This window comes from Streptomyces sp. NBC_00576 (assembly GCF_036345175.1).
GTDB lineage: Bacteria > Actinomycetota > Actinomycetes > Streptomycetales > Streptomycetaceae > Streptomyces.
In genome coordinates, this window is the sequence record NZ_CP107780.1 from 10,031,552 (window position 1) to 10,054,510 (window position 22,959).

Consider the following 22,959-nt stretch of genomic DNA (forward strand, 5'->3'; position numbering starts at 1 on the left):
CGACGGGAAATATTCTGGAAATTCGGTGTCAACCGTTTCCGGCGGGTGGGCAACTCTTGCACAGACCCACAGCGAGCGGGAAGGGAGCGCAGGTCATGGCACGGACCGGACACCAGCGGCTACGGCACGTCGCCGTCGCCGTGCTGCTCCTCGCGCCCGCGGCAGGGCTGCTGTGGGTCCCCTGGTACGCCGGTGCGAGCCCGCGTCTCGCCGGGACACCGTTCTTCTACTGGTACCAGCTCGCCTGGGTACCGGGGAGCGGGCTCTGCCTGCTCGCCGCCTACGCGCTGACCAGGAAGGAAGGCCGCGACCCCTGACCGGGTCGGTCGGCCACCGACGTCACCTCCGCTGAGCCGCACGCATCCGACGCGCGCCCAGCCATCACCCACCACCGTCAAGGTGAGGAGCCGCCATGCCCGCATCAGCCATGCCCGAATCCGTTCTCCCGGCACCGGAAGACCCGCCGTCCACGCCCTCCGGTCCCGGCCGTATGACACCGCGCTCGATGCTGCTGTGGGCCGCCGTCGCCCTGGTCGGCGCGGTCGGCTGGGGCGTCCTCGCGCTGGCCCGGGGCGAGGAGATCTCCGCGGTCTGGCTGGTGATGGCCGCCCTCGGCTCGTACGCCATCGCCTACCGCTTCTACTCCCGCTTCATCGTCCGGCGCGTCCTGAAGCCGGACGACCGCCGGGCCACTCCCGCCGAACGCCTCGACGACGGCGTCGACTTCCAGCCGACCGACCGCCGGGTGCTCCTCGGCCACCACTTCGCCGCCATCGCGGGCGCCGGTCCGCTGGTGGGTCCGGTACTCGCGGCCCAGATGGGGTATCTGCCCGGCACCCTGTGGATCGTCGCCGGAGTGATCTTCGCCGGGGCGGTGCAGGACATGGTGGTGCTGTTCCTGTCCATGCGGCGGGACGGGAAGTCGCTCGGGCAGATGGCCCGGGACGAGATCGGCAGGGCGGGCGGAGCCGCGGCACTGATCGCCGTGTTCGCCATCATGATCATCCTGCTGGGTGTGCTGGCCCTGGTCGTGGTCAACGCGCTCGCCCACTCGCCGTGGGGCACCTTCTCCGTCGCCATGACCATCCCCATCGCCCTGTTCATGGGCTTCTGGATGCATGTCATCCGACCGGGCCGGGTCGTAGAGACCAGCCTCATCGGCGTCGCCCTGCTGCTGCTCGCGATCGTCGGCGGCAGCTGGATCCAGAACTCCTCGCTCGCCGACACCTTCACCCTCAGCCCCACGACCCTGGTCTTCTGTCTGGTCGGATACGGCTTCGTCGCCTCCGTCCTCCCGGTGTGGATGCTGCTCGCGCCCCGCGACTACCTCTCCACCTTCATGAAGATCGGCACCATCGCGCTGCTCGCGGTCGGCGTCGTGGTCGCCGCGCCGGTCATGCGGGCGGACGCGGTGAGCGACTTCGCCTCCTCGGGCGCCGGCCCGGTCTTCGCCGGGTCGCTCTTCCCGTTCCTCTTCATCACCATCGCCTGCGGCGCCCTGTCGGGATTCCACGCGCTGGTCGCCTCCGGGACCACTCCGAAGCTGATCCAGAAGGAGTCCCAGGTCCGGATGATCGGCTACGGCGCCATGCTGATGGAGTCGTTCGTCGCGATCATGGCCCTGATCGCCGCGGCCACCCTCGAACCCGGCCTCTACTACGCGATGAACGCCCCCGCCGGACTGCTCGGCACCACCGCCGAATCCGCCTCCCACGCGGTGGCGGGCCTCGGCTTCACCATCACCCCCGACCAGTTGACGCAGGCGGCGAAGGCCGTGGAGGAGCAGACCCTGATCGCCCGCTCGGGCGGTGCGCCGACGCTGGCCGTCGGCATGTCGGAGATCTTCTCCGGCATCTTCGGCGGGGCGGCCCTGAAGGCCTTCTGGTACCACTTCGCGATCATGTTCGAGGCGCTGTTCATCCTGACGACGGTCGACGCGGGCACCCGGGTCGGACGCTTCATGCTCCAGGACATGCTCGGCAACGTCTGGAAGCCCATCGGCCGGGTCAACTGGAAGCCCGGAATCTGGCTGTGCAGTGGACTCGTCGTGGCCGCCTGGGGCTACTTCCTCTACACCGGCGCCACCGACCCGCTCGGCGGAATCAACCAGCTCTTCCCGCTGTTCGGCATCGCCAACCAACTGCTGGCCGCCGTCGCCCTCACCGTCTGCACGACAGTGCTGATCAAGTCCGGCCGGCTGCGCTGGGCCTGGGTCACCGGAGTTCCGCTCGCCTGGGTGGTCGCGATCACCTTCACCGCCGGCTGGCAGAAGATCTTCTCCGACGACCCCCGGGTCGGGTTCTTCGCCCAGCGCGCCAAGTACGCCGACGGCATCGACTCCGGCCAGGTACTGCCACCCGCCAAGACCCTCGACGACATGCACACCGTGGTGACCAACTCCACGGTCGACGGCGTGTTGATCGCCCTGTTCCTGCTGCTGGTCTCGGTGGTCATCGCCAACGCGGCCGTGGTCTGCGTACGGGCCGTACGCTCGCCCGTCCCGCTCCCGACGACCGAGTCGCCGTACGTCGAATCCCGCATCGGCACACGGGAGGACGACGCCGCCGAGCTGCTGGTGGGGGCCCGCTCATGAACGCCCGGCACTGGGCCCGGGCCGGATTCCGGCACCTGCGCTGGTATCTGCGCGAACTGACCGGAGAAGCCGAGTACGACCGCTACCGCGAGCGCCACCTCAGCCGCCACCCGCACACCCCCGTACCGACCCGGCGCGAGTACGAGGTGCTGCGCACCCTGCACCGGGAGACCCACCCCCAGAGCCGCTGCTGCTGACACCTGGCCCGCGCGGCTTGTGGGGACCGAAAGCATTTCGCCAATACCGGCCTCACGACCGGGTGAAGATCAGCCGAGAAACGTCGGGGCGGGGTCCGGAAGCGGGCTCCGCCCCGTACGTTTCCCTCATCGGTCTCTCCTGTCCGACCTGTCCGACACGCCAACTCCGTGCACCGGGAGCTCCCTTGGCCATCGAAGACACCTCAGGCATCACGGACGACGACACCGGGTTCGGCCCGCTCTCCCGCCGCAGATTCCTCCAGGTCACCGTCGGTGCCACTGCACTCGCCACCGCCGGTACGCAGGTCGCGTCCGCCGAGCCCAGTAAGGCGACCATCCTCACCTTCACCGCCGCCACGGGCGGCTCCGCGACCCTCGCCCCCGCCGGTGACCGACTGGTCGCCGAGGTCCAGAACGTGCTGTGGTCCGTGCCGCGCGGCCAAGGCACCGCCGTCGCGCTGACCTCGCCCGGCCTCGAACCCACCCGCCCGCAGTTCTCGCCCGACGGCAGCCGTCTCGTCGTCTGCGCCTACCGTGGCGGAGGCTTCCACCTCTTGACGCTGCGGGCCGACGGCACCGGGCTGCGGCAGCTCACCGACGGACCGTGGGACGACCGGGGGCCGGCCTGGTCGCCGGACGGCACCCGGATCGCGTTCGCCTCCGAGCGCGGGGGCGACACGGTGACCGGCGCCCCGTACCGCGTCTGGGTCGTGGACGTGCGCACCGGCGCGCTGACCCGGCTCACCGGGCGCGTCGGCCAGCAGGGCCCCGGGCAGGACACCGCCTGGGAGGACTTCGACCCGACCTGGTCGCCCGACGGCGAGCGGGTGCTGTTCGTGCGGGCGACCGTCCCGGTGCCGGGCACCCTGCGCGCGGCCACCGTCGCGTCCGTGGCCGCCGACGGCTCGGGCCCGGTCACCACCGAGCACACGGACGACTCCGGCGCCCAGCTCATGACTCCCGCCGTCTCGCCCGCCGGACGCCTCGCGTACCTGCGCACCACGGCGGCGCCCGCAGCCTCCTGCACCCTCGTCGTGGACGGCACGCCGGTAGCCGTCGAGGGCGACCTTCTCCCGGCACCGCCTCGCTGGACGGACGGCGAACGGCTGCTGCTGAACATCGACGGCCACTTCCGCCTGGTCGACCCGGACGCGCCGGGCGCCGCCGAGGAGATCCCGTTCACGGCCACACTGCCCGTCAACCGCCCCAAGTACCGTATGAAGGCATACGACTTCGAGGGCGCCGGCGCCCGCCCCGTCCGCGCGCTCCACCTGCCCGCTCTCTCACCCGACGGCCGATCCGTCGCCTTCGCCGCGCTGAACGCGCTGTGGACCGCCGGTACCAAGGGCGGCCGTCCACCCCGCAAAGTGCTCCAAGTCCCCACCACCCGCTATGTGTTGGCGCCGACATGGACGTCCGACGGCACAGCGCTGGTGTACGCCGACGACCGCGACGGCCTGTTCACCGTACGGCGCCGCGACCTCGACTCCGGTACGGAGACCGTGCTCGCCGGGGGCGGTCGCGTCTTCCCCGCCCTCTCGCCCGACGGGACGCGCCTGGCCTGCCTGGACATGTCGGGCAACCTGATCGTGCGCGACCTGCCCGACGGCGCCGAACGCGTCCTCGCCGCACCGCTCGGCGCGGGCGGCCTGCCCGGCCGCCCCAGTTGGTCGCCCGACGGCCGGTACGTGGCCCTGTGCGACCGGAACCGTGTCAACCAGCGCTTCCGCGAGGGCTACAACCTCATCCGGGTCGTCGACACCACCACCGGCACCGCAGCTCTGCACGCCCTCGCCCCGCACACCTCCCTCGCCGACCGCTACGACTCCGGGCCCGCCTGGTCCCCGGACGGCCGCTGGATGGCCGTCGTCGCCGAGTCCGCGCTGTGGCTGCTGCCGGTCCGCGCCGACGGCACTCCCGACGGTGAGCCCCGCCAACTCACCACCGAAGCCGCCGACCACCCGTCCTGGTCCGCCGACGCCCGCACCCTCCTCTACCTCTCCGCGGGCACCCTGCGCCTGATCGACATCGCCGACGGCAGCACCCGTACCGTCCGCGTCCCGCTGGACTACCGCAGACCCCGGCCGGCCGACACGGTCGTGCACGCCGGCCGCTTCTGGGACGGCACCGGGCCGGACGTCCGCGAGGACATCGACATCGTGGTCCGCGACGGCCGGATCGCGGAGGTCGCTGCGCACCGGGCCGGCCGCCCGACCGTACGCCGGGTCGACGCGAGCGACCGCACCGTGATCCCGGGCCTGTGGGACGCGCACACCCACCCCTGGCAGTCCACGTACGGGGGCCGCCAGACCGCGCTGCAGGTCGCCTACGGCATCACGACGGCCGTCTCGCTCGGCGGCTTCGCCTACGAACAGGCCCGCATCCGCGAGGCGGTCGCCGCCGGCGCCCTCGCCGGACCCCGACTTCTGTCCACCGGCGAACTGCTCGACGGGGACCGGGTGGCCTACAGCATGGCCCGCGCCCACCGCACCCCCGAGGGCCTGCGCCGCTCGCTGGCCCGGGCGAAGGCGCTGGAGTGGGACTTCGTGAAGACGTACGTACGAGCCCCCGGCTGGGTGATGAAGGAGGCCGCCGACTTCGCCCACGACCGGCTCGGCGTGCGCAGCGGAAGTCATCTGTGCAGCCCCGGCGTACAGCTCGGACAGGATCTGACGACCCATCTGCAGGCCACGCAACGGCTGGAGTTCGGGCACGCGACCACGGCCTCGGGGCGCGCCTACCAGGATGTGGAGGAGATCTACACCCGTACCGACTTCCACCTCGTCGCCACCCCGTTCACGGCGCTGCCCCTGCTCGGCGCCGACCCCGCGCTCGCGGACGACCCGCGCGTCACCACGCTCATGCCACCGTGGGACACCGCATTCGTCCGGCAACAGACCGGGCTCCCGCCCACCGGGGCCCAACTGGCGACTCTGAACCGGGAGTTGGACGTCTACCGGCGGATCCTCGCGGGGGGCGGCCTGGTCGCGCTCGGCACGGACCAGCCGCTCGTCCCGGTGGGCCTGCACCTGCATCTGTCCCTGCGCGCACTGCACCGAGCCGGCCTGTCACCGGCGGAGGCACTGCGCACCGCCACCGTGCTGCCCGCGTGGGTCTTCGGCGCCGACGCCGACCTGGGCACGCTGGAGGAGGGCAAGCTCGCCGACCTCACAGTCGTGGACGGCGACCCGTTCACCGACTTCGCCACCCTGATCCGCACCGTCGCGGTCCTGCGCGGCGGCGTCCCCTTCGAGCAGGCGGACCTGGTCGACGCCTTCGGCGCCACTGCCACGCGCCGCCACGACCTTCAGCGGTCGGCCCCGGCCGAGGACTGGCTGGAGGTCAGCCGTCAGATGCGGCGCGAGGGGTGCTGCAGTCCGGAGAGCGGGGGCTGAGAGCGCCGCCATAGGAGTTCCGCACGGTCCACACGGAACGCGAGGGGTCATTTGGCGGCCTCGGGCCTACTCTGGGGAGGCATGACGGGGGATGTGAGCAAAGGCGTGTCCGGTGAAGTGCCGGACTCCGAGTGGTCGTTCGGGCCGCTCGTGGTCGCCGGACAGCCGACGTTCCTGCGGGCCGCGCGCGTCGAGCTCCCCGAGGAGAACCCCGATCCGACCGTGCTGCCCACGATCACGCTGCTGGAACGCGCGGTGTCCCGGGGCATCGACCCGGAGGAACTGCCGCTGCCGCCCGGGCAGTTGCTCGCCGGACAGTACCTGCTGATCCGGCCGCTCGGCTACGGCGGGATGGGCGAGGTCTACCTCGCGCTCGACACGAAGGTCGACGACCGCGAGGTCGCCATCAAGATCCTGCACCCCGAGCAGGCGGCGGTCGCGGCGGGCGCCCTGGTCCGGGAACGGCGGGCCCTGGTCGACCTCAGCCACGACGACATCATCCGCGTCTACAACTACGGGCATCACCCCGAGGTCGGCGACTTCCTCGTGCTCCAGTACGTGGACGGGCTGACCCTGGAGGAGGTACGGGCGCGGGCGCGACTGAATCCGCATGAGTTCGGCGGTGCGCGGTTCCACGAGTTCGTGCTCGCGTACGGCCTGCGGATCCTGTCCGCCCTCGGGCATCTGCACACCGATCTGCCCGGCAAGGTATACGGCGATCTGAAACCGGACAACGTCATGCACGACGGCACCGCGACGAAGATCATCGATGTCGGGAGCGTTCGTGCCACCGGGCTGCCGGGGCTGACCACGAGGGGATTCCGTGCCCCGACAGTGGGCACGAACGGCGAATGCACCGGCCAGGACGACCTGTTCAGCCTGGGGGAGACCCTGCGGCGGCTGAGCGGCCTCGGCACCTCGCCCCAGGACCTGGCCCGGCTCGGCGACCTCGCCGACCTCGGCACTCCGGACGGCTCGGCCGCTGCGGCGACCGACGAGATCACCGCTCCCGCTCCTCGCGGGCTCGGGCTGGTCTCGCTCGCCCGTGTGCTGCACCGCGCGACCCGGAGCGAGCCGAACGAGAGATTCGCAGACGCGCGCGAGATGGCGGAGCAATTAGGCGGTGTCTTCCGAGAGTTGAGATCCCTGCGAACCGGCACCGAGACCTTCGAACCCTCACCGCTGTTCCTCCAGTCGTCCTACGCGCTCGACGGCGCGCTCGGATCCGCGCCGCCCCTCGCACACTGGGCCGCGCCGGGCGCCCTCTCGCCGTACGCGCCGCCGTCACCCGCCGAGGTCGCGTACCGTCTGCCCGTCCCGAGGCCCGACCGCCACGACGACCACCACGCCGAGCTGAGCAGACTGGCCGACGCCGCCCCCGAGGCGCTCCTCCAGCACACCGGTGACTGGCAGAACTCCACCGAAGTCCATCTGCTGCGCTGCCGCCTACGCCTCAGGACAGCGGGCGAGGCACCCGACGCCGCCGAACGGGAGCTGCGGGCCGCCGAGGAGTCGGTCGGGCCCGAACACGCCCCGTACGACTGGCGACTCGACTGGCACCGCGGACTGCTCGCCCTCGCGCGGGGCCAAGTGGCGGACGCCAGGCATCACTTCGACCGGGTGTACGCGGCGATCCCCGGCGAGTACGCGCCGAAGCTGGCCCTCGGGTACTGCGCCGAGCGCCTCGGGCGGTGCCGCGAGGCACTGACGTTCTACGAGGCGGTGCGGCTGCGCAACCCGTCGTTGGGCAGCGCGGCCTTCGGCGCCGCACGGGCCCGCCTCGCCCTGGGCGGTGAACGCTCGCGCGAGGAGGCCGTGCGCGAACTGGACGCGGTACCGCAGCACTCGCGGCATCGAACTGCCGCCCGCACGGCGGCTGTTCGCATCGGCGTCGAGCACCTGCGGACCGCCGAGCGGAGCGGAGAGCTCCCGGAGCGGCTGCGCGAGGTGCTGCGACGGCTGGCCCTGCTCTTCCATGCCCACGGGCTGACCGACGAGGAGGCCAGGGCCCGGATGACCCTCGAAACGTGGGAGGCCGTACAGGGCGCGCTCGCCCGAGGCGCCCTCGACGCGACGGAACTCGCCGCCCTGGCCGCCGACGCCGATCCACGGCTGGGCCTCCCGCCCGACGAGCCCGGCCTGCGCAAGGACCTCTCCCGGCTCCACGTCGCCCTCGCCCACCAGGCCACCCGTTCCGCCGCGCCCGAGGACGCGGCCGTCGCCGAAGTCCTTCTGGACCGCGCCTACGAGGTGCGTCCGCTCGCTTTCCGACACCGCAGGGACAGCCCATGGCCCGGAAAGAGACTCGCCGACTGGCTCCGGACGGCCGCCTCCGCGCCCTCGCACAGGGCGCCGTCCGCCTCGGACGGGCCGCTGCCTCCGTAGCCGCCGAACTCGCCCGCCGCATCCGGCGCTACGCCTGGCCACAGGCCGCAGGCCGCCGCAACCGCGTGTATCTGCGGGACCGGCTGGTCGCGGTGCCGCTGCTCGCGGTGGTGGCCTTCGGGGCGTTCGGGTGGGCCTACGCGGGTGTGCGCGGAGACTCCGCGTACGTCCGGGACCGGGTGGCGCCCGCGCTCGTCGACCTCGCGGACGCCAAGGCCTCGCTGCTCATCGCGCAGGGCGAGGCCGAGCAGAGCCTCGACGAGGGGCGGGCGGCGGAACTCGGCGGGCTCAGCGAGCGGTACCGCACGCGGATCGCGCGAGCGACACAGCGCCTGAACCAGGTCACCCGTGGCGGGGCGCTCACCGTCGCCGAGGAGCAGGACCTGCGCGTGGCGTCCGCACTGGTCGTGGACTACACGGGCTGGATCGGCCGGGCGCAGGGCCATGCGGCCGACCCGGTCCTGCGGGACGCGGAACTGACGTACGCGCGCAGCATGCTCTGCTCGGCGCCGGCCGCCGCGGAGCGCGCGAGCCGCTATCCGGAGTGTCAGCCCGGGACCGGCTCCGGCGCGACCGCGATCGTGGACCGGGTGTCGGGCCTGGAGGAGCGGTTGCGGGAGCGGCTCGCGGACCGGGCCGCCTGGGGCGCGGGGGTGATCGCCGCCGCGATCGTCTCCGGGCTCGCCTTCGTGCTCCTCGCTGCCGGTCTCTGGCGGACCGTGTCCTTCCTGCGCCGTCGCTTTCGCATCCGGCTCAGCATTCCCCTCACCGCCGCCTCTCTGCCGCTGCTCGCCCTGCCGTTCCTGACGGCCGACGCGCTGCTCGCGCAGCACGCCCAGGACGGAGCCGTCCCGGTGGCGGACGCGCTCGCCGAGCGGACCTCGCCGACAACGGAGTCGATTGTGGAGGAACACCCGTTCGACGGCCCCGATCCGGGGGCCATCGAAGTACTGGAGACCCGCTTGGACGACGGCCTGGCCGACGGACGGCTCGCCTTCCTGGACGGAGCGGCACCGTTCGTGTTCCCCGCGGGTCTGGCCTGCGCGGCGGTCACCGGCGGCGCCCTGCACGGGTACCGCCGCGAGTACCTCGTTGTGACCCGTAGAGGAGCCGTCTCATGAGCCGCGTGCTGCGCGCCCTGCTGGCGGCCTGCCTCCTCGTCCTGGTCCCCGGCTGTTCGTCGGACGCCCCCGACCCCCTGGTCGTTCTCGGCCCTTGGACCGGTGCGGAGGGCCAGGCTTTCGAGGCGGCCCTGCGGAAGCTGGACGACGGCACAGGACGGACGTACACCTATGAAGGAACCCGCTCGCTGCGCGAGACGCTCGTCTCACAGCTGGAGGCGGAGGCCCCACCGGACGTGGCGATCCTCAACAGCATCGGCGAACTCACCGAGTACGCGCGCCGCGACAAACTCAGGCCGCTCGTCGAGGCGACCGCCGAGCGCGCCTATCCGCCGTGGGCGCCGACCCTGATCGTGGACAGCAGACGACGGACGTACTGGGTGCCGTTGAAGGTCGATCTGAAGAGCCTCGTGTGGAGCAAAGAGGGCACCTCCGCGGAGGATCCGGAGTGGTGCGTGGGGCTCGCCTCGCAGCAGACCTCGGGCTGGCCCGGCACGGACTGGATCGAGGACATCCTGCTCCATCAGGCGGGCCCCGCCCGTTACACCGAGTGGGCCACAGGCGCCCTGAGCTGGCAGCACCCGGCGGTCGAGCGGGCCTGGCAGACCTGGGCGCAACTGCTCGGCGACCGTTCCCGGACGTCGGTCCAGCGGTCCCTGACCACGTCGTACGAAGGCACACCACAACCCGGTGGAGAGCCGCGCGGTCTGCTCGACTCCCCGGGCTTCGACTGCACCCACGAGCACCAGAGCGCCTTCATCCGGTACGTCTACGCGGGCGACGATGTCCGAGTGGAACCGTCCGCCCGTTTCCTGGACGGGCAGTCCGAATACCGGGACGCGTACGAGGTCGCGGGCGACATGGCCGCCGTGTTCAGTGCCGATCCGGCGGCCCAGGAACTGGTGGAGCGGTTGTCCGGCCCGGCCGGGCGCGAACTCTGGCGGACGGCGGCGGGCTCGGCGGTACGGCCGCTGTTCCCGGACGCGGCCGGACTGCCCCCGGCGGCGACCGCGGACCCCATCGACCAGGAGATCGACTCCCTGCTCGCATCCCGGGCCCGCATCCTGTGCTTCGACGCGTCCGACGTGATGCCGCCCGAGGTGCGCGACGTCTTCTACCGTGCGGTGCTGGAGTTCTTCCGGGACCACTCGACGAAACATCTCGACTCGTTGCTGAGCCAACTGGAGTCCGTACGTGCCCAGACGGCCGAGAACTCCGGCGCCGACCGCTCCTTCCGGCCGCCGGAGGACATCTGCGCGAGCCCCGGCGGATGAGGTGCGCGGCCCTGCCGAGGTGACGACCGCAGCCCTGTGGCACGGAGTCCCCCAGCACCTGATCCCACCGGATCGCGCCCGCACGGGACGGGGCGAGCGCACTCGCGATGATGGACCGCCGGCCCATCGCCGCGGGCGTGCTGTCGTACGCCGCGCCCCTCGCCGCCCCCGACGGACCCGGACACATCTGCTTCGGCAGCGACTTCTCCATGCTGGGTAGTCTCGGGTTATGCGGATCTCCGTTTCCTCTGACATGGACGAACCCGTGGCGCGCGCCCTCCTCGGGCTACTGCGCGACCGCGGCCACGAGGTGGTGACTTACGGGGCGCTGAGCCCTGGCGACGATCCGCAGTGGGCCGCCTGCTCGGAGGCGGCCGCCCGAGAGGTCGCCGCCGGAACCGCCGACCAGGCCGTCGTGTGCTGCTGGACCGGTACGGGTGCGTCGATCGCCGCGAACAAGGTGCCCGGTGTACGCGCGGCCCTGTGCACGGACGCCTACACAGCGGACGGCGCGCGCCGCTGGAACGACGCCAACGTGCTCGCGCTCAGTCTGCGTCTGACCTCGGAGCCGCTCCTCAAGGAGATCCTCGGCGCCTGGTTCGCCGCCGAGGCGAGCGAGGACGCCGCGGACCGGGAGAACGTGGCCCGCGTCGAACGGCTCGACAACGGCAGAAGTGCGTCGTGAATCAAGGGAGTTGAGGCGACCGGCGCCTGACGCCGGTCCGCCGTTCAGACCGTGATCACCCTGAGTCCGGCCTCCTCGAACCGTCCCACCGTCTCCGCGTCCGCCGCCGTGTCCGTGACCAGAATGTCGACGGCCCCCACCGAGCAGATCCGGGCGAACGCCCGCCGCCGCAGCTTGCTGGAGTCGGCGGCGACCACCACGCGCTCGGCGCGCTCGCACAGCAGCCGGTTGATCGCGGCCTCGGCCTCGTCGTTCGCCGCCGCCCCGTGCGTGACGTCGAAGGCGACCACGCCCAGCACGGCGACGTCGATGGTGATCTGGCTCAGCACACCGTCGGCGAGCGGCCCGACAAGCTCGTACGACTGCGGGCGCGCGACCCCGCCCGTCACCACGATCTTGAACTGGGGCCGTACAGCAAGCTCGTTGGCGATGTTCAGCGCGTTCGTGACGATCGTCAGCGCGGGCGAGGCGGCGGCCAGATCGCTGCGCACGGCCAACGCGCGCGCTACCTCCGTCGTGGTCGTACCGCCCGTCAGACCCACCGCCTCACCGGGGGAGACCAGGCCCGCGACCGCCCTCGCGATGCGCTGTTTCTCGGAGGCGCGGCGGGCGGTCTTGTAGCGCAGCGGCAGTTCGTACGACACGCCGTGCACGACCGCGCCGCCCCTGGTGCGCACGAGCATCTGCTGCTCGGCGAGCTGGTCGAAGTCCCGGCGGATCGTCGCGGCCGACACCTCCAGCTCGGTCGCCACCTCCTCGACCTCCAGCCGGCCCCGCTCGACGAGCAGTTCCAGCAGGGACTTCCAGCGGGCGTCCCGGGACATCCGGACTCTCCGTTCCTCGATCTTCCGCGACCCTAGCGCACCGAAAGTTCACAGAGCATGCTGCCTGAATGCTTGATTCTGCTTGAATAGTGGCTATATCTTGCAGGAATGAGCATCAAGCTTCATGTTGGCTCTCTGGGGAGGCACAGGGCATGACCCATGTCGAGGACGAGCTGAACAGCCAGCCCAAGTGCTGGACCCGCGCCGCCGCGGAGGCGGCCGGGCATGCCGGTGCGCTGCCGGCGGCGGGGGAACGGGTCGCGATCGTGGGCTGCGGCACCTCGTACTTCATGGCACAGGCCGTCGCGGCCCTGCGGGAAGGCGCGGGCCAGGGCGAGACGGACGCATTCGCCGCCTCCGAGTTCCCCTACGGCCGCCCGTACGACCGGGTCGTCGCCCTCACCCGGTCCGGCACCACCACCGAGGTGCTCGAACTGCTCGGGCGACTGCGGGACGGCACGCCCGCCGGTGCGCGGACACGGACGACCGCGATAACCGCCGACCCTCGAACTCCCGTGATGGAAGCCGCCGATGACCTGGTCGTACTCGACTACGCGGACGAACGGTCCGTCGTGCAGACACGGTTCGCCACCACCGCCCTCACGCTTCTCCGCGCCCACCTGGGACTGCACGGGGAGGCCGTGGTCGACGACTGCCGTACGGCGCTGGCGACTCCGCTGCCCGAAGGGCTTGTCGAGTGCACGCAGTTCACCTTCCTCGGCCGGGGCTGGACGGTGGGGCTCGCCAACGAGGCCGGGCTGAAGATGCGCGAGGCGTCCCTGTCCTGGACCGAGGCGTACCCGGCGATGGAGTACCGGCACGGTCCCATCAGCGTCACCACCCACGGTACGGCGACCTGGATGTTCGGCGAGGCACCGGAGGGGCTGGCCGAACAGGTGCGGGACACCGGCGCCCTGTGGGTGGCCGGAGGCCTCGACCCGCTCGCCGAACTCGTGCGCGCGCAGCGCCTCGCGGTCGCGGTGGCGGCGGCGCGAGGCCTCGACCCGGACAGCCCGCGTCACCTCACCCGCTCGGTGATCCTCGCCTCCTGAGGCCACGTCAATACACAGTCACCGCACCCTCGTTGACCGGAATGGAGTGGCCATGCCGATCGTCACCACCGGCGAACTCATCACCCGGGCCGCCGCCGAGCGCTCGGCCGTCGCCGCGTTCAACGTCATCACCCTGGAGCATGTCGAGGCCGTCATCGCCGGTGCTGAGAAGGTGAGTTCGCCGGTTGTCCTCCAAGTCAGCGAGAACGCCGTCAAGTTCCGCTACGGACGACTACTCCCGCTGGCTCGAGCCGCCGCCTCGGCCGCCGAACGCGCCGCCGTACCCGTCGCGTTGCACCTCGACCACGTACAGAGTGACGACCTGCTGCGGCAGGCGGCCGGCGCCGGATTCAGCTCCGTGATGTACGACGCGGCGCGGCTGCCGTACGCCGAGAACCTCGCCGCGACCCGGGCGGCCACCGACTGGGCGCATGCCCAAGGGCTCTGGATCGAGGCCGAGTTGGGGCAGGTGGGCGGCAAAGGCGGACAGCCGCCGCTGGACGCGCACGAACCCGGAGCCCGTACGGACCCCGCCGAGGCCCGTGCCTTTGTCGCCGACTCGGGGGTGGACGCCCTGGCCGTTGCCGTCGGCAGCTCGCACGCCATGACCACCCGTACGGCGGCCCTCGACCAGGACCTCCTGAAACGCCTGTCCGCCACCCTGGACGTCCCTCTCGTCCTGCACGGCTCGTCCGGTGTGCCGGACGAGCAACTCATGGCCGCCGTCGCGGGCGGCATCACCAAGGTCAACGTCGGTACGGCCCTCAACATCGCCATGACCGGCGCCATCAGGGAGTTCCTCGCCGCCCACCCAGAGGCGGTCGACTCGCGCAGGTATCTGAGCGTGGGCCGGGAGGCGATGGCGCGGGCGGTGACACAGATCATCGGCGTACTCCGCTGACGGAGACCAGTCACTGGTAGTTTTTCACCATGCGTGAAACGGAGCTGTATCTCGGTGAGCCGCCCCACGTGGCGAACGCCGGCGTCGGCGTGCACGGCGTCGCGAGCCGCACCGACGTCTTCCGGCTGCCGGAGCTGTGGCAGTTGCACCTCTACCAGTACGAGGCCGAGCTCATCGTCGACGGCACACCGCATGTCGTCCGCCCCGGCCGCGTCAGCCTCGTACCGCCCGGCACCACCGTCCGCTTCCGCTACCAGGGCCACTCCGAGCACCTCTACGCACACCTGCGCATCCCGGCCGTCGGCCCGTCCCGCACGGTGCCCGTAGTCCAGGACGCCGGCCTCGAACTCCCCACCCTCACCGGCCTGTTGCTCGCGGCGATCGCTGCCGTGCCGCGCGCACCCGAGCGCACGAGGGCCGAGATCTGGACGGCGCTGTGGCGCGTCGCCGACCTCACCCCGGCCGCCGAACGCCCCGGCCCCGGCCCGCACCCGGCGGTCAGTGCCGCCATCGCGTACATCGAGGGCCGGCTGGCCGCCCCGCTCACCGTGCCGGCCGTCGCCCAGGCGGCAGGCGTCTCACACAACCACCTGACCAGGCTGTTCAAGGCCGCGACCGGCGACACGGTGGTCGGCTATGTCCGCCGCCGCAGACTGGACCGCGCAAACCACCTGCTGCGTGCCTCGACCCTCTCCATCCCCGCCGTGGCCGCCTCCGTCGGCATCCCCGACCTGCAGGCCTTCAACAAGGCATGCCGACGCGAACTCGGCGCGTCACCACGCGCCCTACGGGGAGAGACGTCCGCGACCGTTCTGTAAAGTGGTCAAAATTCACCGCACCACTTCACCACGTCACTGCTTCACAGCCTTCAGGACCACGAACTTCGCATCGCTCGCGACGAGTCGGCTGTTGCCGAACAGCTTCCGCAGCTTGATGTGATAGCCGAGATGCCGGTTGCCGATCACCCACAGCTCACCGCCGGGCCGCAGCGCCCGCCGCGCGCCGGTGAACATTCGCCAGGCCGTGGCATCCGTCGTCGCCTGGTGGGTGTGGAAGGGCGGATTGTTGAGCACGACGTCGACACTCCCCTCCGCGATCCCGGCCAGCCCGTCCCCGACCCGGAACTCGGCACGCCCGTCCAGCAGCCCGTTGGTCCGGTACGTCGCCTCTGCCGAGGCCACCGCCTGGAACGACTCGTCGACGAACAGCAGCTCGGCCTCCGGCGCGGCCAGCGCCACCGCCGTACCGACCACGCCGTTCCCGCAGCCCAGATCCACCACACGGGGGGCGCCCGACGGCTCCGGCAGATGCTGGAGGAAGAACCGGGTGCCGATGTCGAGGCGCTCGGCGCAGAAGACGCCGGCGTGGTTGACGACGGTGCGCCCGGAAGCCGGGCCGATCCCGTCGGGAAGCGCGTAGCGGTACGGCCAGGGACTGGCACGCCGCTCCATCGACGGATTGACGGTGGAGTGGATGAGCCGGGCTTTCCTCTCCGCGAGGGAGGTCCGGGTCGGGCCGATGATTCGCTCGAACAGCTTCAGTGTCGAGGTGTGGATCTCCTTCACCATGCCGGTGCCCACGACGACCGTGCCCTCGTGCAGCGCGGGCGCCACCCGCAGCAGCTGGTCCTCAAGGAGCGCCAGACTCTTCGGCATCCGCAGGAGCAGCACGTCGATGGGTTCGGGCGGAGTGTCCCGGGTGGTGAGCAGTCGTACGGAATCCTCGTCCGCGCCGGCCCGCCGCAGGTTCGCCCGGGTCGCCTCCTGGGTCAGGAACGAGTCGGTGATCTGCGTCGGCCGGTGCGCGGCCAGCGCCGTGGTGAGCGCGCCCCAGCGGTCACCGACGACCACGACCGTGCCCGACAGATCGGTCCCGGACTCCGCGAGATGCCCGAGGAGGTACTCGTCGGAGGCGTCCCACGCACGCAACCGCTCACGCGGGTCGGCGGGGAAGCGGGTCAGTGTCAGCTCGGACCAGGGAGTCGCCATACGGTCGTTCATCGTGGCCCCACCCTATCGAGCCGCAGCTCACGCCCCGTCGGCCCCGTCGGGCAGGATGGGATCCATGGACGCCGAGCTGTTCCCCAGAGCCCGTACGGAGATCGCGCCGGGCGCGGTGCATGTACCGGACTGGCTGGACGCGGGGCGTCAGCGCGAGCTGCTGGACGCCTGCCGCGACTGGGCGCGCCCACCCGCCGGCCTGCGCACGGTCCGGACCCCCGGCGGCGGCACGATGACCGCCCGGCAGGTCTGCCTCGGCTGGCACTGGTACCCGTACGCCTACGCCCGCACAGTGGCCGACGGCGACGGCGCGCCCGTGAAACCGTTCCCCGAGTGGCTGGGCGAGCTGGGGAGAGAGGCGGCCACGGCAGCGGCGTACGACGGTGACGTCGACTACGACATCGCGCTGATCAACTTCTACGACGCCGACGCCCGCATGGGCATGCATCGCGACAGCGACGAGAAGTCGGACGCGCCCGTGGTGTCCCTGAGCCTCGGCGACACCTGCCTCTTCCGCTTCGGGAACACCGCGACGCGGACCCGGCCGTACACGGACGTCGAGCTGCGCAGCGGGGACCTGTTCGTGTTCGGCGGTGACTCCCGGCTCGCGTACCACGGAGTGCCACGGGTGTACGAGGGCACGGCGCCGCCGGAGCTGGGGCTGACCGGCCGGCTGAACGTCACCCTTCGGGTCAGCGGTTTCTAGACCGATGGCGCGCTCCCGGCCGTACGGATCATGGGAGACTCGCCCTCATGAGCGGCAAGGCTGAGGGGACGACCTCAAGGACGCGGTTGGACCGGGGGCGCGGGGCGCTCGGGCCCGCCCTGGAGCTCGTGCACACCGGCCGGGCACCCACCCGGGCCGTGCTCACCGCCGAGCTGGGGGTCACCCGGGCGACGGCCGGCGCGGTGGCCGCCGAGCTGGAGGCGCTCGGGCTGATCAGTGTCGACGCCCGGCCCGGCGCGGCGGCCGGCTCGCAGGGGCGCCCCTCGCACCGGCTCGACGTCGCCGAGGACGGCCCGGTCGTACTGGCAGCGCAGGTGCACGCCGACGGATTCCGGGCCGCGCTGGTCGGGCTCGGCGGGCGGATCGTCGCCACCGCGCCCGGCTGCGAGACCGTTGACGCCGACCCGGCGAAGGTGCTCGGCTCGGTCGTCGACGCGGGCACCGAGCTGCTGCGCGACACCGGACGGCGATGCGTGGGGGCCGGTCTCGCCGTGCCGTCCGCAGTCGCCGAACCCGAGGGCCTGGCCCTGAACCCGCTGCACCTGGCCTGGCCTGCGGGCTCGCCGGTACGGGAGATATTCGCCGAGCGGGTAAGGGCGGCGGGCATCGCCGGACCGGCCTTCGCCGGCAACGACGTCAACCTCGCCGCGCTCGCCGAACACCGGCACGGCGCCGGACGCGGCGCCCGCGACCTGCTGTGCGTGGCCACCGGGCACCGGGGGGTCGGCGGGGCGCTGGTCCTCGACGGGCGCCTGCACACCGGTAGTTCGGGCCTCGCGCTCGAAGTCGGCCACCTCACCGTGAACCCCGAGGGGCGCCCCTGCCACTGCGGCAGCCGGGGCTGCCTGGATGTCGAGGCCGACCCGCTCGCCTTCCTCACTGCGGCGGGCCGCGACCCCGGCCCCGAGGTGTCCCTGCTCCAGCAGGCCAACGACCTGATCCGCGACCAGTACCAGGACCCGGCGATCCGCACGGCCGCCGAGACCCTGATCGACCGGCTGGGCCTGGGCCTGGCAGGCCTCGTCAACATCCTCAACCCGGACCGCATCGTCCTCGGCGGCCTGCACCGCACCCTCCTCGACGCCGACCCGGACCGCCTGCGCGCGGTGGTCGCCGACCGCAGTCTGTGGGGCCGCAGCGGTGGCGTCCCCATCCTGGCCTGCACGCTGGACCACAACAGCCTCGTCGGAGCAGCCGAGTTGGCGTGGCAACCGGTGCTCGACGATCCCCTCGGAGCGCTGGCGCAGTAGTCGTCGGGGCCCGCCGTCTCCCGTGACACCCTCCGGGAAGCAGCCGGAAGGGGCCCGCGTACTCCCGGGGAGGTACGCGCACTGCCGCTGGCCGTACGACGACCCGGACCCCCTCCCGGCGCGAACGTGGAGTCATCACGGACAACCCGACCTGGGAGATGACTCGACATGCAGACCCTCGCGAACTGGAACGGCGGCCCCGGGCCGTGGATCCTCTTCTTCCCGCTGATCTGGGCGGCCGTCGTGATCGGCGTCGTCACCGTCCTGCGCCGCACGGTCTGGCGCGGGCGCCGCGGCCCATGGCGCGCCATGGACGGCCGCCACGACGCCCAGGACCGCCTCTCCGGCGACGCGCCGCTCGCCGTACTGGGCCGGCGCTTCGCCTCCGGCGAGATCGACGAGGACGAGTACTGGCGGCGGCTCTCCGTCCTGGACGAACAGTTCGGCGCCACGGGCGGCCGAGCCGGCAAGGGCGGTGCGGTATGACCACCACCGCCACCACGACCCGTACGGCGGCCCATGTCGTCGACGCGGTGAAGGTGTACGGCGGTGGCGACACCGCCGTACGGGCCCTCGACGCGGTGAGCGTCGGGTTTCCGGCCGGACGCTTCACCGCGATCATGGGGCCCTCGGGCTCCGGCAAGTCCACCCTGATGCACTGCGCGGCAGGCCTGGACACTCTCACCTCCGGCGCCGCGTTCATCGGCGACACCCAACTGGGCGCGCTCGATGACCGGCGCCTCACCCTCCTGCGCCGCGACCGGATCGGCTTCGTCTTCCAGGCGTTCAACCTGGTACCGACGCTGACCGTCGCCGAGAACATCACGCTGCCGATCGACCTGGCGGGCGGACAAGGCGACCCGGAGTGGATCGACGCGCTCATCGACGTGGTCGGCCTGCGCGACCGGCTCCACCACCGCCCCTCCGAACTCTCCGGCGGCCAGCAGCAACGTGTCGCCGTGGCCCGGGCGTTCGCCGGCCGGCCCGACGTCGTCTTCGCCGACGAACCGACCGGCAATCTCGACTCGCGCTCCGGCGAGGAGGTCCTCGGCCTGCTCGGCCGCGCGGTGCGGGAGATGGACCGCACGGTCGTCATGGTCACCCACGACCCGGTCGCCGCCGCCCACGCCGACCAGGTCCTCTTCCTGGCCGACGGCCGCCTGGTCGACCGGATGGAGTCCCCGACCGCCGACAGGGTCCTGGACCGGTTGAAAGCCTTCGAGGTGCCGTCATGAACAGTCCTCCACGCACCCTCCGTCCCACTGTCCGCATCAGCCTCTCCTCGCTGCGCGCCCACAAGCGGCGCTTCGCCGGTACGTTCCTGGCGGTGTTCCTCGGTGTCGCCTTCCTGGCCGGGACCCTGGTCATGGGCGACACCCTGCGAGCCGGTTTCGACACCATGTTCGGCGAGGCGACGAGCGGCACCGACGCCGTCGTCCGCAGCGCCGACGCCATCACCACCCCCGGCGAGAGCGAGGGCGTACGCCAGCCGGTCCCCACCGACCTGGTCAAGGCCGTCGAGCAGATCCCCGGGGTCGCCGCCGCCGCGCCCAACATCCAGGGCGCGGGCCAGCTAATCGGCTCCGACGGCGACCCCATCGGCGGCCAGGGCCCGCCCACCCTCGCCGGCAACTGGATCACCGACCCGAAGCTGAACCCGTACCAACTCGCCGAAGGACGAGCCCCGTCGAAGTCCGGGGAGGTCGTCGTCAACCGGGGTACGGCCAAGAAGGGCGACCTGAGGATCGGCGACAGGACGATCCTGCGTACGCCCGACCCGGTCAGGGTGACGATCGTCGGCCTCGCGACCTTCGCCGGCGAGGACGGCATGGCACAGGTGACGTTCACCGGGATGACCCAGGCCGACGCCGAGAAATACCTGACCTCCACACCCGGCCGGGCGGCGAGCATCCAGGTACGGGCCGGCCCCGGGGTCGGTCAGCAGGAACTGGTCGACCGGCTGACTCCCGCACTGCCCAGCGGAGTTGAAGCCATCACCGGCCAGGAGTCGGCCGAGGAGAACACCGAGATGATCTCCAGCCAGTTCCTGACCGTCTTCACCCTCTTCCTTCTCGTCTTCTCGGGCGTGGCGATCCTGGTCGCGACCTTCTCCATCCACAACACCTTCGCGATCGTCATCGCCCAACGCACCCGCGAGAACGCCCTGTTGCGGGCCCTGGGCGCCTCTCGCCGTCAAATCACCGCGGCCACGCTCGTCGAGGCGACCGCGGTCGCCGTGCTGGCGTCGATCGCGGGCCTCGCAGGCGGCATCGGCGTCGCCGCAGGCCTCCAGGCACTGTTCCCGGCCATCGGATTCCCCTTCCCCGAGGGGGACTTGGTGATCAGCTGGTTGTCCATGGCGCTGCCGCTCGCGGTCGGCATCGTGGTCTGCCTGGGCTCCGCCCTGCTGCCCGCCGTGCGTGCCGGCCGCACCGCGCCCCTGGCCGCGCTCCGCGAGACGGCCGTCGACCAGTCGGGCACCTCACTCGTCCGGGCGGTCACCGGCGCGGGCCTCGGCGCCCTCGCGATCGCCATGACCCTGACCGGCGTCCTGGTCTCGCCGTCATTGTGGCTGGCGGGACTTGGCGCCGTGCTGGCGCTTGCGGCCTTTGTCGTCCTGGGCCCGGTCGCGTCGACGACGGCCGTACGGATACTCGGCATCCCCCTCGACCGGCTGCGCGGAGTCACCGGTGGCCTTGCCCGGCGCAACGCCCTGCGCAGCCCGAAGCGGACCGCCGCCACCGCGAGTGCCCTGATGATCGGCGTTGCCGTCGTCTCGTTGTTCACGGTGTTCGGCGCCTCCCTGAAGGCGACGATGGACCAGACCGTGTCGCGGTCCTTCGCGGGCCAAGTGGCCGTGAGCACCCCGTTGTTCGGGGCGGGCGGCAGCGGACTCAGCCCCGGCCTCGCACCCGCCATCGCCCAGCGGCCCGAGGTGGCGGACGCGGTCGGACTCGGCCGAGGTGTCGCCGAAGTCGACGGCAAGGGACGGGCGTTGACCGTCACCGACCCCGTCACCCTCGGCCGGGTATTCGACCTCGGCCAGATCCGCGGCTCGCTCGACGACCTCGGCACCGGCGGTATCGCCATCACCGAGGCGGAGGCCGACCGGCAGCGCCTGAAGACCGGCGACACCGCCCAACTCACCTTCACCGACGGTGAGAAGGAGAACTTCACGGTCCGCGCGGTCTACGGCCAGTCGGAACTCGCCGGCGACTACGTCATCACCCGAGCCGCCTGGGCCCCGCACCGCACCCAGGACTCCGACACGTTGATCGCGGTCTCCTTCAAGGACGGCGTGAGCACGGACGCGGGCAAGGCCGCCGTGAAACAGGTCGCCGCGCGGTACGGCGACCCCGAGGTGCAGACCCGGGACGAGTTCGCCGAGTCGTCGGCCGGAGGCATCGACATGATGCTCACCCTCGTCTACGCGCTCCTCGCCCTCGCGGTGCTCATCGCACTGCTCGGCATCGCCAACACGCTGACCCTCGCCATCCACGAACGCACCCGCGAACTCGGCCTGTTGAGGGCCGTCGGCCAGACGCGCGCCCAACTGCGCGCCATGGTCCGCTGGGAGTCGGTCCTCGTCGCCGCATTCGGCACGGTGGGCGGGCTCGCCCTCGGCGGCTTTCTCGGCTGGGTGCTGGTGAAGGCCTCGGACGGCACGAGCGACAGCGACTTCGCCTTCGCACTGCCGCCCACCCAGCTCGTGATCGTGGCCCTGGTGGGCGTCGCGGCCGGCGCCCTCGCGGGCCTGCGCCCCGCCCGCCGGGCGGCGCGCCTGGACGTACTGCGCGCCATCGCCACCGAGTGACGCACGGTCGCGGCCAAGAAAGGCCAAGAGGGGCCAAGAAGGGCCAAGAGGGGGAGGCGGGACACCGCTGGTCACCGCCCGGTCAGCCGGCAACGGCCGACCGGGCGGGAGCGTGTTCCGGCCTGCGCCGGTGAACCCCCGGCTTGTGTCCCTTGTCGTACGGCGGTTCGTCGTACCCGGCACCGTCACCCAGCTTCTCCTCGAACGACTGACGTACGGGCACCGCGGCAACGGGCCTGGTCTCCGGGGTCGCCAGCACCGGCGTGACCGTCGGCAGTGTGAACCACACGACCTTCCCGGACTCGCCGTCCGGCCGCACTCCCCAGCTCTCGCTCACCGCGGCGACCATCGCGAGACCTCGTCCGCAGGTGGCGGTGAGATCCGCGTCCCGCAGCTCGGGAATGCGGGGATCGTGGTCGTGCACCGAGACCGTGAGCCGGTCGAGCAGGACCTCGATCTCCACGGTGCACAGCTTGTCGGGCTGGGCGTGGCGATGGACGTTGGTCAGCAGTTCGGTCACACCGAGCGAGGCCCGGTCTATCAAGGGATCCAGATGCCAGTAGCGCAATTGTGCAGAGACGATTCTGCGGACCTGGCCGATCCGCGACGGCAGGGCTTGGAGCTCCACCGTGCAGTGCCTGCTTGGGTGACTGATCACGGCTTGCGACTCCCCGAATTGAGGTCCGGAAGAAGACACGAGATCGGATCCAGCAGAGTGCCTGCGTGCAATGGCCGCCTGCT

19 protein-coding genes are annotated in these 22,959 nt (G+C 71.8%); 16 read left to right on the top strand and 3 right to left on the bottom strand.

Going from position 1 to position 22,959, the window contains the following annotated elements:
• The first annotated feature begins 95 nt into the window (after positions 1–95).
• The 8 genes from OG734_RS43645 (at position 96) to OG734_RS43680 (ending at position 11,650) form a co-directional block, all read left to right on the top strand.
• Complete coding sequence (locus tag OG734_RS43645; protein ID WP_330292915.1) at positions 96–317, top strand: DUF3311 domain-containing protein; 222 nt, start codon at positions 96–98, stop codon at positions 315–317.
• Positions 318–412: 95 nt separating this feature from the next.
• Positions 413–2,593, top strand: coding sequence for a carbon starvation CstA family protein (locus OG734_RS43650; protein WP_330292916.1), 2,181 nt, complete (start codon positions 413–415; stop codon positions 2,591–2,593).
• The gene (locus OG734_RS43655; protein ID WP_330292917.1) at positions 2,590–2,790 is read left to right on the top strand and encodes a YbdD/YjiX family protein; all 201 of its coding nucleotides are present in this window, start codon (positions 2,590–2,592) and stop codon (positions 2,788–2,790) included. The genes OG734_RS43650 and OG734_RS43655 overlap by 4 nt, the downstream gene beginning before the upstream one ends.
• 185 nt (positions 2,791–2,975) lie before the next feature.
• The gene (locus OG734_RS43660) at positions 2,976–6,185 is read left to right on the top strand and encodes an amidohydrolase family protein (protein WP_330292918.1); all 3,210 of its coding nucleotides are present in this window, start codon (positions 2,976–2,978) and stop codon (positions 6,183–6,185) included.
• Positions 6,186–6,266: 81 nt separating this feature from the next.
• Positions 6,267–8,570: a serine/threonine protein kinase gene (locus OG734_RS43665; RefSeq protein ID WP_330292919.1), complete on the top strand. Its 2,304-nt coding sequence runs from the start codon at positions 6,267–6,269 to the stop codon at positions 8,568–8,570.
• Complete coding sequence (locus tag OG734_RS43670) at positions 8,474–9,691, top strand: hypothetical protein (RefSeq protein WP_330292920.1); 1,218 nt, start codon at positions 8,474–8,476, stop codon at positions 9,689–9,691. The genes OG734_RS43665 and OG734_RS43670 overlap by 97 nt, the downstream gene beginning before the upstream one ends.
• Positions 9,688–10,965, top strand: a complete 1,278-nt coding sequence (locus OG734_RS43675; RefSeq protein ID WP_330292921.1) for an alpha-glucoside ABC transporter substrate-binding protein — start codon at positions 9,688–9,690, stop codon at positions 10,963–10,965. The genes OG734_RS43670 and OG734_RS43675 overlap by 4 nt, the downstream gene beginning before the upstream one ends.
• A gap of 229 nt (positions 10,966–11,194) precedes the next feature.
• Positions 11,195–11,650 (top strand): RpiB/LacA/LacB family sugar-phosphate isomerase, encoded by a 456-nt coding sequence (locus OG734_RS43680; RefSeq protein WP_330292922.1) that lies wholly within the window; start codon positions 11,195–11,197, stop codon positions 11,648–11,650.
• A gap of 44 nt (positions 11,651–11,694) precedes the next feature.
• Here the strand turns inward: OG734_RS43680 and OG734_RS43685 are convergent, their stop codons facing one another.
• Positions 11,695–12,474 (bottom strand): DeoR/GlpR family DNA-binding transcription regulator, encoded by a 780-nt coding sequence (locus OG734_RS43685; RefSeq protein WP_330292923.1) that lies wholly within the window; start codon positions 12,472–12,474, stop codon positions 11,695–11,697.
• Between the two features lie 152 nt (positions 12,475–12,626).
• Here OG734_RS43685 and OG734_RS43690 point away from each other — a divergent pair, with 152 nt between their 5' ends.
• Genes OG734_RS43690 through OG734_RS43700 form a run of 3 tightly spaced genes read left to right on the top strand, consistent with a single transcriptional unit; the run spans position 12,627 to position 15,245 of the window.
• Entirely contained in the window at positions 12,627–13,526 is a 900-nt protein-coding gene (locus tag OG734_RS43690) for an SIS domain-containing protein (protein WP_330292924.1), read from the top strand.
• Between the two features lie 52 nt (positions 13,527–13,578).
• Positions 13,579–14,427: a class II fructose-bisphosphate aldolase gene (locus tag OG734_RS43695; RefSeq protein WP_330292925.1), complete on the top strand. Its 849-nt coding sequence runs from the start codon at positions 13,579–13,581 to the stop codon at positions 14,425–14,427.
• A 29-nt stretch (positions 14,428–14,456) separates the two neighbouring features.
• Entirely contained in the window at positions 14,457–15,245 is a 789-nt protein-coding gene (locus tag OG734_RS43700) for an AraC family transcriptional regulator (RefSeq protein ID WP_330292926.1), read from the top strand.
• A gap of 33 nt (positions 15,246–15,278) precedes the next feature.
• Here the strand turns inward: OG734_RS43700 and OG734_RS43705 are convergent, their stop codons facing one another.
• On the bottom strand, positions 15,279–16,415 hold the full coding sequence (locus OG734_RS43705; RefSeq protein WP_330294006.1) for a methyltransferase: 1,137 nt from the start codon (positions 16,413–16,415) through the stop codon (positions 15,279–15,281).
• A gap of 76 nt (positions 16,416–16,491) precedes the next feature.
• Between OG734_RS43705 and OG734_RS43710 the strand changes: the two genes are divergently transcribed.
• From OG734_RS43710 to OG734_RS43730, 5 genes are all read left to right on the top strand, one after another.
• On the top strand, positions 16,492–17,133 hold the full coding sequence (locus tag OG734_RS43710; protein WP_330292927.1) for an alpha-ketoglutarate-dependent dioxygenase AlkB family protein: 642 nt from the start codon (positions 16,492–16,494) through the stop codon (positions 17,131–17,133).
• 47 nt (positions 17,134–17,180) lie between these two features.
• Complete coding sequence (locus OG734_RS43715) at positions 17,181–18,404, top strand: ROK family protein (RefSeq protein WP_330292928.1); 1,224 nt, start codon at positions 17,181–17,183, stop codon at positions 18,402–18,404.
• 168 nt (positions 18,405–18,572) lie between these two features.
• A complete protein-coding gene (locus OG734_RS43720; RefSeq protein WP_330292929.1) occupies positions 18,573–18,890 on the top strand; it encodes an SHOCT domain-containing protein in 318 nt (105 codons plus the stop codon).
• Positions 18,887–19,639 (top strand): ABC transporter ATP-binding protein, encoded by a 753-nt coding sequence (locus OG734_RS43725; protein WP_330292930.1) that lies wholly within the window; start codon positions 18,887–18,889, stop codon positions 19,637–19,639. The genes OG734_RS43720 and OG734_RS43725 overlap by 4 nt, the downstream gene beginning before the upstream one ends.
• Positions 19,636–22,218: an ABC transporter permease gene (locus tag OG734_RS43730; protein ID WP_330292931.1), complete on the top strand. Its 2,583-nt coding sequence runs from the start codon at positions 19,636–19,638 to the stop codon at positions 22,216–22,218. The genes OG734_RS43725 and OG734_RS43730 overlap by 4 nt, the downstream gene beginning before the upstream one ends.
• A gap of 82 nt (positions 22,219–22,300) precedes the next feature.
• Here the strand turns inward: OG734_RS43730 and OG734_RS43735 are convergent, their stop codons facing one another.
• A complete protein-coding gene (locus OG734_RS43735) occupies positions 22,301–22,876 on the bottom strand; it encodes an ATP-binding protein (protein ID WP_330292932.1) in 576 nt (191 codons plus the stop codon).
• Between the last annotated feature and the right edge of the window lie 83 nt (positions 22,877–22,959).